At 64.5% G+C, this 15639-nt stretch carries 14 protein-coding genes and 1 rRNA gene; 11 read left to right on the plus strand and 4 right to left on the minus strand.

Annotated features, from left to right (window positions below; all coding sequences use genetic code 11):
* The first annotated feature begins 72 nt into the window (after positions 1-72).
* From rrf to clpC, 7 genes are all read left to right on the plus strand, one after another.
* Positions 73-189 (plus strand): 5S ribosomal RNA (gene rrf, locus H582_RS0108275).
* A gap of 138 nt (positions 190-327) precedes the next feature.
* Positions 328-1440 carry a threonine aldolase family protein gene (locus H582_RS0108280; protein ID WP_028598162.1) on the plus strand — a complete coding sequence of 371 codons (1113 nt, stop codon included), beginning with the start codon at positions 328-330 and terminating at the stop codon, positions 1438-1440.
* Between the two features lie 154 nt (positions 1441-1594).
* A complete protein-coding gene (locus tag H582_RS0108285) occupies positions 1595-2809 on the plus strand; it encodes a GNAT family N-acetyltransferase (protein WP_028598163.1) in 1215 nt (404 codons plus the stop codon).
* Positions 2810-3129: 320 nt separating this feature from the next.
* On the plus strand, positions 3130-3594 hold the full coding sequence (locus H582_RS0108290; protein WP_028598164.1) for a CtsR family transcriptional regulator: 465 nt from the start codon (positions 3130-3132) through the stop codon (positions 3592-3594).
* Between the two features lie 24 nt (positions 3595-3618).
* Complete coding sequence (locus H582_RS0108295; protein WP_028598165.1) at positions 3619-4152, plus strand: protein-arginine kinase activator protein McsA; 534 nt, start codon at positions 3619-3621, stop codon at positions 4150-4152.
* A gap of 59 nt (positions 4153-4211) precedes the next feature.
* Positions 4212-5297: a protein-arginine kinase McsB gene (locus H582_RS0108300; RefSeq protein WP_028598166.1), complete on the plus strand. Its 1086-nt coding sequence runs from the start codon at positions 4212-4214 to the stop codon at positions 5295-5297.
* Positions 5294-7756 (plus strand): ATP-dependent protease ATP-binding subunit ClpC, encoded by a 2463-nt coding sequence (gene clpC, locus H582_RS0108305; RefSeq protein WP_028598167.1) that lies wholly within the window; start codon positions 5294-5296, stop codon positions 7754-7756. The genes H582_RS0108300 and clpC overlap by 4 nt, the downstream gene beginning before the upstream one ends.
* A gap of 159 nt (positions 7757-7915) precedes the next feature.
* On the opposite strand, the gene H582_RS31705 is transcribed toward clpC, so the two are convergent.
* Positions 7916-8080 carry a hypothetical protein gene (locus H582_RS31705; RefSeq protein ID WP_153782737.1) on the minus strand — a complete coding sequence of 55 codons (165 nt, stop codon included), beginning with the start codon at positions 8078-8080 and terminating at the stop codon, positions 7916-7918.
* A 345-nt stretch (positions 8081-8425) separates the two neighbouring features.
* Here H582_RS31705 and H582_RS0108315 point away from each other — a divergent pair, with 345 nt between their 5' ends.
* The 4 genes from H582_RS0108315 (at position 8426) to H582_RS0108330 (ending at position 13165) form a co-directional block, all read left to right on the plus strand.
* On the plus strand, positions 8426-9544 hold the full coding sequence (locus H582_RS0108315) for an ABC transporter substrate-binding protein (protein ID WP_240478974.1): 1119 nt from the start codon (positions 8426-8428) through the stop codon (positions 9542-9544).
* Between the two features lie 33 nt (positions 9545-9577).
* Positions 9578-10597 (plus strand): ABC transporter ATP-binding protein, encoded by a 1020-nt coding sequence (locus H582_RS0108320; protein ID WP_084136901.1) that lies wholly within the window; start codon positions 9578-9580, stop codon positions 10595-10597.
* Between the two features lie 122 nt (positions 10598-10719).
* Positions 10720-11733 carry an ABC transporter permease gene (locus tag H582_RS26655; protein ID WP_084136904.1) on the plus strand — a complete coding sequence of 338 codons (1014 nt, stop codon included), beginning with the start codon at positions 10720-10722 and terminating at the stop codon, positions 11731-11733.
* 67 nt (positions 11734-11800) lie between these two features.
* Complete coding sequence (locus tag H582_RS0108330) at positions 11801-13165, plus strand: LLM class flavin-dependent oxidoreductase (RefSeq protein WP_028598170.1); 1365 nt, start codon at positions 11801-11803, stop codon at positions 13163-13165.
* A gap of 227 nt (positions 13166-13392) precedes the next feature.
* Here the strand turns inward: H582_RS0108330 and H582_RS31710 are convergent, their stop codons facing one another.
* The 3 genes from H582_RS31710 to H582_RS0108345 form a co-directional block, all read right to left on the minus strand.
* The gene (locus H582_RS31710) at positions 13393-13551 is read right to left on the minus strand and encodes a hypothetical protein (RefSeq protein WP_153782741.1); all 159 of its coding nucleotides are present in this window, start codon (positions 13549-13551) and stop codon (positions 13393-13395) included.
* 87 nt (positions 13552-13638) lie between these two features.
* A complete protein-coding gene (locus H582_RS0108340; RefSeq protein ID WP_028598171.1) occupies positions 13639-14811 on the minus strand; it encodes a sensor histidine kinase in 1173 nt (390 codons plus the stop codon).
* The gene (locus H582_RS0108345; RefSeq protein WP_028598172.1) at positions 14808-15524 is read right to left on the minus strand and encodes a response regulator transcription factor; all 717 of its coding nucleotides are present in this window, start codon (positions 15522-15524) and stop codon (positions 14808-14810) included. Before H582_RS0108345 ends, H582_RS0108340 begins: the two co-directional genes overlap by 4 nt.
* Positions 15525-15639: the final 115 nt, after the last annotated feature.

The raw sequence follows: 15639 nt of genomic DNA on the forward strand, positions 1-15639 counted from the left end.
CAGCCGGTCAGCACGGCATTTCGTTCGATCCAGTTTTCAGGGCGCAAGCCTACGCCTTGAGCAAGCAGGACGTTTGGTGGCGATGGCGGAAGGGAACCACGCGTACCCATCCCGAACACGACCGTTAAGCCTTCCAGCGCCGATGGTACTTGGACCGCAGGGTCCTGGGAGAGTAGGACGTCGCCAAGCACTTGCAATCACGAGCCGCCGCATCTTCGGATGCGGCGGCTTTTTGCATTGGGTCGAAATGTAACCGCTATACTTGCTTCTTGCCGTCTGATTCTGGTATACCTGCATCAAGGGTTTCAATTTGAAAGGAGAGTCAGCATGGGAACAACGAACGGGCTTGCAGAGAGCTTCGCTCAGGCCGCGCATGTCGTCACCGGCAGCAGCAAGCGCTCGATGCGGATGCTGACGCAGGCTTTCGACGAGATGGACGTCGACCAGGCAAGCGACATGTACGGGAAAGGAGAGGTGATCGAAGCTTTCCAAACGAAGCTGGCGAAGCTGCTGGGCAAGGAAGCGGCGGTCTTTTTCCCAAGCGGTACGATGGCGCAGCAGATCGCCCTGCGGATCTGGTGCGATCGCAAAGGCATTCGCAAGGCGGCTTACCATCCGCTATGCCATCTGGAGATTCATGAGGAAAAAGGATTGCATGAGCTGCATGGCATCGAGCCGGTGCTGCTGGGCGATGCGGACCGGCTCATCACGCTGCAGGACGTGCAGGAGATGGGGAACGTCGGCTGCCTGCTGCTTGAGCTGCCGCAGCGGGAAATCGGCGGGCAGCTGCCTCCGTTTGAGGAGCTGGAGGCGATCTCGGCCTGGTGCCGGGAAAACGGCATTCCGCTTCATCTGGACGGGGCGCGCCTGTTTGAGATCGTTCCGTATTACGGACGCTCGGAGGCGGAGATCTGCCGCTTGTTCGACAGCGTGTACGTCTCTTTTTACAAAGGTCTCGGAGGCATCGCGGGCGCGGTGCTGGCCGGAGATACGCAGCTCGCGGCCGAGGCCAAGGTGTGGAAGCGCCGGCATGGCGGCGATCTAATCAGCCTCTATCCGTATATCGTCAGCTCCGACTACTATCTGGATCTACGTCGGCCGAGGATGAGCCGGTATTATGAGGGCGCCAAGGATCTGGCCCGCCGCCTGAACGGCGTGACGGGACTTCGCACCGTACCGGAGACGCCGGTGTCGAACATGTTCCATCTCCATGCGGAGCTGCCGGCGCAGCAGGCTGCCGATCTGTTCGAGCAGGCCGCTCGGGAGACGGGAGTAGCTTTGGTCGGATATGTCAAAGAAAAAACGGCCACCTCTTGCGTCAGCGAGCTGTCGATCGGAGACCGATACGAGGACGTGCCGCCGGAAAAGCTAGAGCAGGCGCTGTCGCTGCTCGATCTGCTGTTCCGGGAGGCCGGCTGCGAGGCTTCGGAGTCCAATTAACAGATGCGGGCTGCGCGGCGGGCTCCGAGTCGAAGGAACGGGCGACATGCCGTGTCCGGCGTGACCGGACACATATAGGCAGCGAAACGCAAGAGCCATATTCAGATGAGGCTCGTCGTAAGGAAGAACATGGACCAAAAAAGGAGGAGCGAGCATGGAAATTCGCAAGCTGCGTCCGGAGGAAATGGACGAGCATCTGAAGCTGAGCCAGTACGCCTTTCAATACGTCATGTCGCCGGAGGAGCTGGAGAGGGCGCATCGGACAAGAAAGCCTGAGCAGCTGTGGGTAGCGGTCGAGGAAGGGCGGATCCGCTCGCAAGTGCTTGTCCTGCCCTTGACGGCATACGTGCAGGGACGCAAGTTCGCCATGGGCGGAGTGGCGGCCGTCGCGAGCTGGCCGGAGGAGCGCCGGAAGGGCCATATCGCGCAGCTGCTGCGCCGTTCGCTGGAAGAGATGAAGGAGCGGGGGCAGACGCTGTCCATGCTCGCTCCGTTCAGCATCGGGTTCTATCGGCGCTTCGGCTGGGAGCTGTGCGCCGACCGGATCCGGTTTACGATCCCGAGGGACAAGCTGCCTCCGCGCAAGCTCACGCCGGGCTTTATCGAGCGGGTCGATCCGGCTCAGCCGGACATCCGGCAGTCTTTGCAGGAGCTTTACGAGGAGTATGCCTCCGGCTTTCAAATCGCGCTCTCCCGGGAGTCCGACTGGTGGGACGACTCGGTGCTGCGGCGCAAGTCGGGACATGCGGCGATTTACCGCTCCGAAGGCGGGGCGGCCGAAGGCTATGCGCTGTACCAGGTCAAGGAGCGCAAGCTGACCGTACATGAGCTTGTCTACTTGAGCGAGGAAGCGAGAGAGGGGCTTTGGACCTTTTTCGGCCAGCATGACTCGATGATCGACCAAGTCCAGTTCGAAAGCTACAAAGGTGACCCGCTGCCGTTCCTGCTGCCGGATCCGCGCATCGAGCAAGCCGTGCAACCCTACTTCATGGCGCGGATCGTCGATGCGGAGGCGTTCATCGAAGCGTATCCGTTCCTGCCGGGACCGGCAAGATCGTGGACGATGATCGTGGAGGATGAGCATGCGCCATGGAACGACGGCAGCTGGGAGCTGGCGGTCGACGAGCGGGGAAAAGGCTCGCTGCGCAAGCTCTCCGGACAGCCGGCGGACAACGGGGCGCCATTTGCCGAGAGCGCTGCGGCAGTTGCGCTGCGCGGCGGCATCGGCAGCTGGACGGCGCTGTTCACCGGCTACGCCGGTCCGCGGGAGCTCTTGGCGGCGGGCGGCCTGACGGGGCCGGCGGCGGAGCTGAAGGCTTTGGCCGAGCGCATGGAGCCGCGCATGCCGAATTTGATGGACTTTTTCTAGGTATAAAGAGGAACGACTTGTCCCAAGCTGGTAAAAGGCATGGGACAAGCCGGTTTTCCGCCGTGCGGCTTCCTTGCCTGGAGCGCTTGACGTTTCAGAGAAAAAGCGTATAATTAAGTCATAAGTCAAAGAAAGTCAAAGTCAGTTGCGGCGCCCCGCCTTTCCGGATCAGATTCCGGCGAGCTAGCGGAGCTTTCTCGTACCAGCGGATGTTTCGTCACGCTTTCAGGGGAATGCTACAGGGATGCAATTCGGGCATTGGCTTTTTGGCTTACCGCCATTTTTCATCGTACAGGTGCCAGCATAGGGAGGTTGGTGATATGCGAAATATTTCCGATGCCCTGGAGCAGCACTTGAAGCTGCTGCTGCAGGAAAGTCCCGACGGCGCGGTCGAGATCCAGCGCAACGAGCTTGCGGACCGGTTTTCCTGCGTGCCGTCCCAGATCAACTACGTCATCAGCACGCGCTTCACGCTCGAAAAGGGCTATCTTGTCGAGAGCAAGCGAGGAGGCGGAGGCTATATCCGCATCCAGCGCATCGAGCTGCCGGCGATGAAGGCGATTCATGGCCATATCCATCATACGATCGGCTCGCAGGTCGACCAAAATGCGGCAGACGGCCTGATCTACCAGCTGGAGGAAGCGACGATCATTTCGAGGCGCGAGGGCAATCTGCTGCGGGCGGCCGTCTGCAGAGAGACGATCGCCGTCAAGCTGCCGCAGCGCGACGAGCTGCGGGCCCGGCTGCTGAAGGCGATGCTGATCTCGCTTTTGGGTAAGGAATAGGGAGCGCAAGGAGGGGATGACGGCATGCTTTGTCAGGAATGCGGCAAAAGGCCGGCTACGCTTCATTTTACGAAAATCATCAACGGCGACAAGAACGAGTTCCATATTTGCGAATCCTGCGCCCGCGAGCGGGGAGAAGGGCTGCCCGGATCGCCGAACGGCTTTTCGATCCATAGCCTGCTGTCGGGGCTGATGGACTTCGATCCCGCCGGCAAAGGCAGCCTGCAGGGGCAGACGCCCGCTCCGCCGCCCCGCTGCGAGGAGTGCGGCTTGACCTATCCGCAGTTCAAGAAGCTCGGACGCTTCGGCTGCAGCTCGTGCTACAAGCATTTCGGAGATCGGCTCGATCCGCTGTTCAAGCGGGTGCACGGCAGCACGGCGCATGTGGGCAAGATTCCGCAGCGCTCGGGCGGACGGATCAAGACCCGGCGCGAAATCGACCGGCTGCGGCAGGAGATGCAGAGCTCGATCCAGAATGAAGAATTCGAGACGGCGGCCAAGCTCCGGGACGAGATTCGACTGCTGGAGAAGCAGCTGCAGAGCGCCGAGCCCGGCTGAGCGCATGGAGCAGAGGCGGATTCGATCTCGAATTCGCGAAGTCGAGAGGAGGATGGGATGTGGCAGCAGGCCGCTTTGCGCAAAACGCGCTGAGTGAATGGATGAAGGGCGAAGGCCCGGACTCCGATATCGTTTTCAGCAGCAGGGTGCGGGTGGCTCGCAACCTGAAGGGCTTTCCATTCCCGATCCTGGCTACGGGCCAGCATGCGGCGGAGGTCAAGAACAAGCTGATCGCCGTCGCCAAGGAAGGAAAGCTCGATGCCGTCGGCACGTTCGAGACGGTCGATCTGGCCGAGCTGAGCGAGCTGGAGCGCCGCGTGCTGGTGGAGAAGCATCTGATCAGCCCGGCGCTCGCCGGCGAGTCGAGAGCGGGAGCCGTCGTCGTCAGCGACAACGAGGCGATCAGCATCATGATTAACGAAGAAGACCATCTTCGCATTCAATGTCTATATCCGGGCTTCCAGGTGCAGGAGGCGTGGCGGCTTGCCAGCCGGATCGACGACATCTATGAAGAGGCAACGGAATATGCTTTCGACGAGAAGCGCGGCTTCTTGACGAGTTGTCCGACGAACGTCGGCACGGGCATCCGGGCGTCGGTCATGATGCATCTGCCGGCGCTCGTCATGACCCAGCAGATCAACCGCATTCTGTCGGCGATCACGCAGGTCGGCTTGGCGGTAAGGGGGCTGTACGGCGAAGGCAGCGAGGCGCTGGGCAACTTGTTCCAGATCTCGAACCAGATCACGCTCGGCCAGTCCGAGGACGAGATCATCGACAACCTGCACGGCGTCGTGCGTCAGATCATCGAGCATGAAAAGGCGGCGAGGCAGCGGCTGCTGCAGGAATCCAGGCTCCGCCTGGAGGACCGCGTGAAGCGCTCCTACGGCATCCTGTCGCATGCCGCGATCATGGATTCCAAGGAGTCCGCGCAGCGGCTGTCCGACGTGCGGCTCGGCATCGACCTGGGACTGATTGGCCACGTATCCCCGCAGGTTATGAATGAGTTGATGGTCATGACGCAGCCGGGCTTCCTGCAGCAGGCATTCGAGGAGAAAATGAATACGGAGCAGCGGGACATGCGGCGCGCGGAGCTTATCCGCGGGCAGCTGGCATCCCGATCCCAAGACGGAGGTGCTTACGAATGATGTTTGGACGATTCACGGAACGCGCGCAGAAGGTGCTGGCACTGGCCCAGGAAGAGGCGGTGCGGCTTGGACATAACAATATCGGCACGGAGCACATCCTGCTCGGCCTGATCCGCGAGGGCGAGGGCATCGCCGCCAAGGCGCTGATCGCGCTCGGCCTCGGTCTCGAGAAGATCCAGGACGAGGTGGAGTCGCTCATCGGACGCGGGCAGGAGCAGCCGAGCAACATCGCTTATACGCCGCGCGCCAAAAAGGTCATCGAGCTGTCGATGGACGAAGCCCGCAAGCTCGGCCATACGTACGTCGGCACGGAGCATATCCTGCTCGGCCTGATCCGCGAGGGCGAGGGCGTCGCCGCCCGCGTGCTGAACAACCTCGGCATCAGCCTCAACAAGGCGCGCCAGCAGGTGCTGCAGCTGCTCGGCAGCAGCGAGGCCGTCTCCAGCAATCACGGCGCTCCGGCGAACGTGAGCACGCCGACGCTGGACGGCCTGGCGCGCGACCTGACGGCATCCGCCCGCGAGAACAACCTCGATCCGGTCATCGGCCGCAGCAAGGAGATCGAGCGCGTCATCCAGGTGCTCAGCCGCCGCACGAAGAACAATCCCGTGCTGATCGGCGAGCCCGGCGTCGGCAAGACGGCGATCGCCGAGGGCCTCGCCCAGAAGATCGTCGCCAACGAGATTCCCGAAACGCTGCGCGACAAGCGCGTCATGACGCTCGATATGGGCTCGGTCGTAGCGGGCACGAAGTACCGCGGCGAGTTCGAGGACCGGTTGAAGAAAATCATGGATGAGATCCGCCAGGCCGGCAACATCGTGCTGTTCATCGACGAGCTGCACACGCTGATCGGCGCAGGCGGAGCGGAGGGCGCGATCGACGCCTCCAACATCCTCAAGCCGGCGCTGGCGCGCGGCGAGCTGCAGTGCATCGGCGCCACGACGCTGGACGAATACCGCAAGTACATCGAGAAGGACGCCGCGCTCGAGCGCCGCTTCCAGCCGATCACGGTCGACCAGCCGACGCCGGACGAGGCGATCCAGATCCTGCATGGCCTGCGCGACCGCTACGAGGCGCATCATCGCGTGAAAATTACCGACGAGGCGATCGAGGCGGCCGTCAAGCTGTCGGACCGCTACATCACGGACCGCTTCCTGCCGGACAAGGCGATCGACCTGATCGACGAGGCGAGCTCCAAGGTAAGGCTCCATACGTACACGATTCCGCCGGATCTCAAGCAGCTCGAAGGCCGGCTGGACGAAGTGCGCAAGGAGAAGGACGCCGCCGTGCAGAGCCAGGAGTTCGAAAAAGCGGCCGCGCTTCGCGATACCGAGCAGAAGATCCGCGAGGAGCTCGATACGACGAAGAACAGCTGGAAGGAAAAGCAGGGGCGCACCGATTCCGAAGTAACGCCGGACGACATCGCTCAGGTCGTCGCCGGCTGGACCGGCATCCCCGTCGTCAAGCTGGCGGAGGAGGAGACGCAGCGCTTGCTCAAGATGGAGGAGATCCTGCACGACCGCGTCATCGGGCAATCCGATGCGGTCAAGGCCGTCTCCCGCGCCGTGCGCCGCTCGCGCGCCGGACTCAAGGATCCGAAGCGCCCGATGGGCAGCTTCATCTTCCTCGGCCCGACGGGCGTCGGCAAGACGGAGCTCGCCCGCGCGCTGGCCGAGGCGATGTTCGGCGACGAGAACGCGGTCATTCGCATCGACATGTCGGAGTACATGGAGAAGCATTCGACGTCGCGTCTGGTCGGAGCGCCTCCGGGATACGTCGGTTATGAAGAGGGCGGCCAGCTGACCGAGAAGGTGCGCCGCAAGCCGTACTCCGTCGTCCTGCTCGACGAGATCGAGAAGGCGCATCCGGAAGTGTTCAACATTCTGCTGCAGGTGCTCGAGGACGGGCGTCTGACCGACTCCAAAGGCCGCGTCGTCGACTTCCGCAACACGCTTATCATCATGACGTCCAACGTCGGCGCCGATCAGATCAAGCGCAACTCGACGCTCGGCTTCACGGCGAGCCATGACGCGGGCCGCGAGTTCAACCAGATGAAGGACAAAGTGATGGGCGAGCTGAAAAAAAGCTTCCGTCCGGAGTTCCTGAACCGGATCGACGAGACGATCGTGTTCCACTCGCTCGATCAGGAGCATATCGCCCAGATCGTGACGCTCATGTCCGACGAGCTGCGCAAGCGGCTGCGCGAGCAGGAGGTGGACTTCGAGCTGACCGACAAGGCGAAGGAGTTCCTCGCCAAGGAAGGCTTCGATCCGGCGTATGGCGCACGCCCGCTGCGCCGCGCGATCCAGAAGCACATCGAGGACCGCCTGTCCGAGGAGCTGCTGATGGGCACGATCAAAAAAGGCTACATGCTCGTCATCGACGAGGAAGACGGCGGACTGACCGTCAAGCCTCATCCGGAGCATAAGCTTCCGGAGGAGGAGCCGGCCGCGAAATAAGCGGCGGCGAAGGCTGGCGGGGCCTGGCGCCCGGATCGCCGAAAGGCGCTTCGGGCGGAACAAGGTCAAGACGAATCGAAAAGGCCGCTCTCATTCCCGTTTCCGAGGAATGAGAGCGGCCTTTTTGGCGATCCTAGGGCAGAGGGGATCGGCGGTCCGCTAGACGAGGAACGGCAGCGCCAGCATGCCGAGGAAGCCTCCGCTGATGCTGAGCCAAAGCAGGGCGTAGCGGTCGCGCAGGACGCCTTTGCGAATGCAATGAAGCACCAGGCCGATAAAAAGAAGCGTCAGAGCGATAAGGGCGAGCTGAAGCAGATCGGACATGAGCGCATTCCTCCTGTTGCCGCTGCCGTGCGGGCACGGTCGGGCGGCCATTTGCTATCAGCATGGCCCAACGCAGAGCGAAATATTCGTATTGACGAAACGGAAAAGCGGTGCTATGATTCTTTTCATAGTAATTATATAGGAATTATAAACAATCGACCGGAGCAACCGGAGACGCAAGCCTGCAGCGCGAGAAGCCTGCCGCTATGCGTCTTTTTTGCTTATCGGAAGCGGAGCCGACCCTATGCTGAGGAGGCCTCCCGAGTACGGCTGCTTGGATGCGGCCGCGCCCGCGGAGGCTTTTGCCGTTTTCCGGCCGGTCTTGCGGGAGAGAGGAGCTTGGGGATGGAGCAGAAGCAAATGCAATGGAACGCGGCGGTTCAGGGAGCGGCTGTTGAAAAGAGGAACCGCAGAAGGAGCCGCACGGCTGCCGCGCTCGCCACGGTGCTGTCGGCCGCGGTGCTGCTGACCGGATGCGGCGGCAACGAGGAGAAGAAGGCTGTCGCCGCCGGCAAGGACGGAGAGCCGGAGACGCTGGAGCTGAGGTACCAGGGCTCGGTCGGATCGGTGACGTTTCCGGAGCTGGCCGAGGATCTCGGCTATCTGGCCCCGGTCAAGCTCAAGTGGATCGGCAATACGACGAGCGGCCCGCAGGACATCCAGACGGCGGCGACGGGCCAGTCCGACTTCGGCGGAGCGTTCAACGGCGCGATCATCAAGCTGATCTCGGCGGGCGCGCCGATCCGCTCGGTCATCAGCTACTACGGCATGGACGAATTGACGTACAACGGGTATTTCGTGCTGGAGGACAGCCCGATCCGCAGCGCCCGCGATTTGATCGGCAAGAAGGTCGGCATGAATACGCTCGGCGCCCATGCTGAATTCGTGCTCAAGGAGTACCTGAAGCGCGGAGGGCTCAGCGACGACGAGATCAAGCAGGTGACGATCGTCGCGCTGCCGCCGGTCAATACAGAGCAGTCGCTGCGCGCGGGGCAGATCGATGTCGCCGTGCTTGGCGGCATCCTGCGCGACCATGCGCTGGAGCGGGGCGGAGTGCGCAAGCTGTTCAGCGATTTCGAGCTGTTCGGGGCGCAGAGCGCAGGCACGATCGTTTTTACGAAAAAATTCATCGCAGACAATCCGAACACGGTGCGCAAATTCGTCGAAGGCACGTCCAAGGCGATCGAATGGGCGCGCACGCAGCCGAGGGAGACGGTCATCCAGCGCGCTCAGGACATCGTGGCGAAGCGCGGCCGGGAGGAGAGCGGAGACAACCTGAAGTTCTGGAAATCGACGAGCGTCGCCGGCAAGGGCGGCACGATCCGTCCGGAGGAGTTCGAGATCTGGCGCAAATGGCTGGAGGCGAGCGGCGACAAGAAGGCGGCCGGCGTGAAGCTCGAGGACCTGTACACGAACGAGTTCAATCCCTACGCGGAGGAAGACGAGAAGGACACCGGCAAGTAAAACGGCCCAAGCCGAAAAAGGAGAGGGATGCGGATGAGCGAACGGCGGGAAGACGGCAAGCGGGAGGCTCGGCAGGCGGAAGGGCAGGCGGAAGGGCAGGGCGAAGCGTCGGAAGCGGGAGCGAGAGGGGCGGCGGCGACAGCGGGACTGGACCGGGAAGCGGAGAGCCGAGGAGAGGAGAGCCGAGGAGCGAACGGAGCGTCCCCGACATCGGAACCGGTCCGGGAAGCGGCCAAGATCCGGTTTCAGGACGTGACGAAAAAGTTTCTCGTGCGCGAAGGCAAGGAGGTCAAGGAGTTCACGGCCGTCGACGGGCTCGATCTGGACGTGCGGCCGGGCGAGTTCATGGCGGTCGTCGGGCCGAGCGGATGCGGCAAGTCGACGCTGCTCGACCTGCTCGCCGGCCTGTCCCGCCCGACCTCGGGGCAGATCCTGCTCGACGGGCGGCCGGTGACGGGACCGGGCATGGACCGCGGCATCGTCTTCCAGCAATATGCGCTGTTTCCGTGGCGGACCGCGCAGGCGAACATCGAGTTCGGCCTGGAGGCGAAAGGAATCGGAGCCAGGGAGCGGCGCGAGCGGGCCCGTCACTATTTGGCCCTCGTCGGCTTGAGCGGCTTCGAGGGACGTTATCCGCATGAGCTGTCCGGCGGCATGAAGCAGCGGGTGGCGATCGCGCGCAGCCTTGCCTTCGATCCGGAGGTGCTGCTCATGGATGAGCCGTTCGCGGCGCTCGACGCGCAGACGCGCGAGAGCCTGCAGGCGGAGCTGCTCCGCATCTGGGAGCAGACGGGCAAGACGATCCTGTTCATCACCCACGGGATTGACGAGGCGGTCTATCTCGGCCAGCGGGTCGCCGTCATGACGGCGCGGCCGGGGCGCATCAAGCGGATCGTCGACATCCCGCTCGGGCGGCGCTCCGAGGAGGAGGATACGCGCTCCGCGGCGGCGTTCGGCGAGCTGCGACACGAGATCTGGAGCGAGCTGCGCGAGGAGGTGCGGCTCTCGCAGTCGCAGGACGGCGCGCCGACGGAGGAGCGCGCCGCCAGGTAGCCTCCGGCGGCCGAGTGCCGGAGGCTTGCCCAGAGCGGATTTTCGGGCGGACCGGCTGACGGAGGAGCGGATAAGGGCGCGGACCGCTGCGGACGCGCCGACAAGCGAAGGGAGCGATGGCAATGAGCGTGAACAAAGCGGCGGCAAGAAGCATCCCGTCCCGGGCTGCGACAGCGCCGGAAGGCGCTGCGGCTGCGGGCCGGGAGACGGCCGGGGCCGGACGCGCCGCTGCGGCGGATCGGCCTGCGGCCGAGAGGCTGGAGGCGAGCCGGAGGGGCGGGAGCAGAGCAGCGGCGACGGCCGAAAAGGCCGCGGCTGCGGTCGGAGCGTCCCGGCCTGCGGCGGCGCGGCGGGCGTCCGCATGGACGATCGGCAAGGCGGTGGCAAAGGCGCTGCGGGGCTCGGCGGCGATCGCCGCGCTGGCTCTCGTCTGGGAGACGGCTCCCCGCCTCGGTCTGGTGGATGCGACGTTCCTGCCTCCGCTGTCGGAGGTGCTGAGGGCGTGGGGAGAGCTGGCCGTCTCCGGCTCGCTGCTGGAAAACTTCCAGGCGAGCATCGTCCGGTCGGTCAGCGGGCTGCTGCTGGCGGTCGCGATCGCGATCCCGCTCGGGCTGGCGATCGGCTACTCGCGGACGGCGGCGCTGCTGCTCGGGCCGGTGCTGGAGCTGTTCCGCAACACGGCGGCGCTGGCGTTGCTGCCTGTATTCATCTTGATCCTCGGCATCGGAGAAACGTCGAAGATCTCGATCGTGCTGTTCGCCTGCACCTGGCCGATCCTGCTCAATACGGTGAGCGGCGTGCGCGGCGTCGATCCGCTGCTCGTCAAGTCGGCGCGCTCGCTCGGGCTACCGCCGTTCCAGCTGTTCTGGAAGGTCATCCTGCCGGCATCGCTGCCGTCGGTGTTCACGGGCATCCGGCTGGCGGGCGCCTCGTCGATTCTCGTGCTGATCGCCGCCGAGATGGTCGGGGCCAAGGCCGGGCTCGGCTACCTGATCAACTATACGCAGTACAACTTTCAGATTCCGGAGATGTACGCCGGCATCCTGACCATTTCCGCGCTCGGGCTGCTCATCAACCACGGGCTCGTGCTGCTGGAGCGCCGCTTCTCCGGCTGGAAGGCGAATGCCGAGCGCTGAATAAGCGGACGGGATGGACGGCCGGCGCGTCGTCATGCAAGCCATCGAACGAGGAGGAACGATAGATATGGCAAGAAAAGAAAAGCTGCGCCTCGGCGCATTCCTGATGATTCCGGGTCATCATGTCGCTTCGTGGAGATACGAGCACAGCAACGCCGAGGGCGTGCTGGACTACGGCTTCTACCGGCAGGCGGCGAAGACGGCGGAGCGCGGCAAGTTCGACATGGTGTTCCTGGCCGATGGCTATGCCGTCCACGAGCGCTTCCCGCAGGCGCTGGAGCAGGCGGTGCAGGTGCGGCTGGAGCCGCTGACGCTGCTGTCGGCGCTGGCCGCGGACACGGAGCGGATCGGGCTGGCCGGCACCGTGTCGACGACGTACAACGAGCCTTTTCACGTCGCGCGCAAGTTCGCCTCGCTCGACTACATCAGCCGCGGGCGGGCCGCCTGGAACGTGGTGACGAGCAATACCGAGGACGAGGCGCGCAACTTCAGCCGCGACAAGCATCTGCTGCATGAGCTGCGCTACGAGCGGGCCGAGGAATTCGTCGACGTCGTGCGCCGGCTGTGGGACGGCTGGGAGGACGGCGCGCTGCTGGCGGACAAGGAAGGAGCGCGCTTCGCCGACCGCTCGAAAATCCACCGGACCGACCATCAGGGCAAGTGGTTCCAGGTGCAGGGACCGCTCAACGTCGCCCGTCCGCCGCAGGGCCATCCGGTCGTCATCCAGGCCGGCGCCTCGGAGCCGGGCAAGGAGCTGGCCGCCCGCACGGCGGAGGTCATCTTCACCGCTTGGCAGACGCTGGAGGAGGCGCAGGCGTTCTACCGCGACGTGAAGGGCCGGCTCGCCCGCTACGGCCGGCAGCCGGCGGATTTGAAGATCATGCCGGGCGTCTTTCCGATCATCGGACGTACGGAGGAGGAGGCGCGCGAGAAAAAGGCCCGGTTCGAGGAGCTGATTCCGGTCGAGGCCGGCGTCGCGCTGCTGTCGGGGCTGATCAGCTTCGACCTGAGCCCGTACCCGGTCGACGGGCCGCTGCCGGAGCTGCCGCAGCTGGAGCAGGTGAACGGCGGCAAGAGCCGCTTCCTGCTGCTCAAGGATATCGCCGACCGCGACGGGCTGACGATCCGCCAGCTGTACCAGCGCATCGCCGGGGCGCGCGGCCATCGCGAGATTCTCGGCACGCCGGCGCAGATCGCCGACCAGCTGCAGGAATGGTTCGAGAACGAGGCGGCGGACGGCTTCAACATCATGCCTCCTTACCTGCCGGGCGGGCTGGAGGACTTCGTCGACCTCGTCGTGCCGGAGCTGCAGCGGCGCGGCCTGTTCCGGACGGAATACGAAGGCGAGACGCTGCGCGACCGCCTCGGCCTGCGGCGTCCGGACAACAGCTTCGCCGTCAAGTCGGCCGGCAGCAGCGCGAGCGCCGGCTGAGGCGAGCTGGCTTGCGGCCGGCTGGAGGGCCCCTGAAGGGGAGCTCTCCAGCCGGCCTTTTGGCGTGCGCTGCTGCTGGTCCAGCCCAGTCCAGCCCGCAGCCCGGCCAGCGTCGACCTGCATCGGCCAGCGTCGACCTGCATCGGCCGGCGTCGGCCAGCGTCGGGCGGCGGCTGACGGAAGCAGGCGCTGGTCGAGGCGCACGCCAAAGGGCCGATGAGGGCGCCTCAGCCCGGCAGCCACAGCGGAGAAAGGGCTCCAAGCAGCTGCGCGGCGGCGACGGCGGCCCAGAGCAGGCCGGCCGCGAGCGGACGGCGCCGGCTGCGCAGCTGCAGCGCCGCGCCGATCCCGAGCAGGATGGCGGAGAAGAGCAGAAAAGCTTGCATGCAGAAAACCTCCCGTCAAGAAGCGTCGATAGATCCAGTCTAATCGGCGCTTCTTAACGGGAGGCTTTTGAAGTTCTTAGGAAATTCTTAAAGCGGCAGGCGCACGATGAATTCGGTCCGGCGCTTCGAGCTGGCGGCCTCGATGACGCCGCCGTGCAGGTCGACGATGCTTTTGACGATGGCGAGGCCGAGGCCGCTGCCCCCGGTCTGGCGCGAGCGGGAGGCGTCGACGCGATAGAAGCGGTCGAACAGCCGCGGCAGATGGCTCGGCGGGATCGGCTCTCCGTAATTGCGGAAGACGACCTCGGCCATCAGCGCTGCGGTTTCGTTCGGCATCGCCGCCTGGTCCGCCGCTGCGTCAGCTTCTTCTTCATCCGGCGAAGCCGATCCGGCTGCCGGACGTACATAAATATCGACTGCGCCGCCGGAGGCTCCGTAGCGGATGGCGTTGGTCAGCAGATTTTCGAATACGCGCAGCAGCAGCTCCGGATCGGCCTGGACGAGCAGCGGCTGTCCGGACGGATGGACCCGGCAGGCCATGCCGGCTTCCTCCAGCAGCGGCTCGTACTCGTCGGCGAGCTGGCGCAGGAACGGATTCAAGTCGACCGGCTCCGCCTGCAGCGGCATCGACCCGCCCGCGACGCGCGTGTACTCGAACAGGTCGTCGATGAGCTTGCGCAGCACGAGCGCCTTGTCGTAGGCGATGTCGACGTACTGGCGCAGCTCCAGCTCGTCGCGGTAGCGGTCTTTCTGGATATATTCGAGAAAGCCGAGGATCGACGTGAGCGGCGTGCGCAGGTCGTGCGAGACGCCGGTGATGAGGTCGTTCTTGGCCTGCGCGGCCGACCGCTCCTCCTGCTGGGCGATGGCGAGCCGGCGAGCCATCTCGTTGACGCTGCGGGAGACGGCCCCGAGCTCGTCGGCGCTGTCGTCCTCGATGCGATGCGCCAGGTCGCCGCCGGCGATCTGCTGCAGCCCGTCCGTGATGGCGTCGAACCGCTGCAGGAAGCGGCGCGACATCCAGAAGAACAGGCCGAGGAACAGCGCCGTTCCGGCGGCGAGCATGATCGGCAAGGATCCGATGCCGTTGATGGCGGCGACGAGCAGGCGGGTAATGGGAAAGGAGCGGCTCGGGTTGTAGCGCAGCAGCAGCTCCGAGAGGAAATAGCCGAGCCAGACGAGCGCGGCCATCGCCGCCAGGCTGAGCGCGAAGCGCAGCAGCAGCTTCCACAGGAACGTCTGCAGCATGCGGGTCATCATCGGCCGAGCTTCTCCAGCTTGTAGCCGACGCCCCAGACGGTCTTGATGTAGCGCGGCTGCCTCGGGTCCGCCTCGATCTTCTCGCGCAGCTTGCGGATATGCACCATGACGGTGTTGGCCGACTCGTAGAACGGCTCCTGCCAGACGAGCTCGTACAGCTGCTCCATGCTGTAGACGCGGCCGGGGTGGCGCAGCAGCAGCTCCAGGATGCCGAACTCGCGCGGAGTGAGGCGGATCTCCTCGTCCTCGACGGTCACCTCGCGCGTCATCGTGTCGAGCGCGATGCCGTCATGGCGGAGCACCGTAGACGGCTGCGCCGCGGCGCCGGTCTCCGCCGGACGGAGCGCGGCATAGCGCCGCAGCTGGCTCTTGATGCGCGCGACGAGCTCGAGCGGGCTGAACGGCTTGGTCACATAGTCGTCGGCGCCGACGCTCAGGCCGTGGATCTTGTCGATCTCCTCGCTTTTGGCCGACAGGAAGATGATCGGCATCTGGCGGCGCTCGCGGATCGCGAGGCAGATCTCGATGCCGCTCGCGCCGGGCATCATGATGTCGAGCACGACGAGATCGACCGGCTCGCGCTCGATGATCGCCAGCGCCTCCTCCCCGCTTGAGGCGGTCCGCAGGCGCACCTTTTCCGATTGGAGATAGAGGCTGATGAGCTTGATGATCTCGGCTTCGTCGTCGATGATCAGCACCGTCTGCTCGTTCATAGGCGTTCGACTTCCTTTCGATCGGCCGCCTTTTCCGCGGCTCGATCAGCTTTTTTGCCCGTTCGCCTTTATGGAAGGGGCTTGAAATGGTAAACTTTGAAGGATACGTCATACG

The organism is Paenibacillus pasadenensis DSM 19293, from assembly GCF_000422485.1.
Lineage (GTDB): Bacteria > Bacillota > Bacilli > Paenibacillales > Paenibacillaceae > Paenibacillus_O > Paenibacillus_O pasadenensis.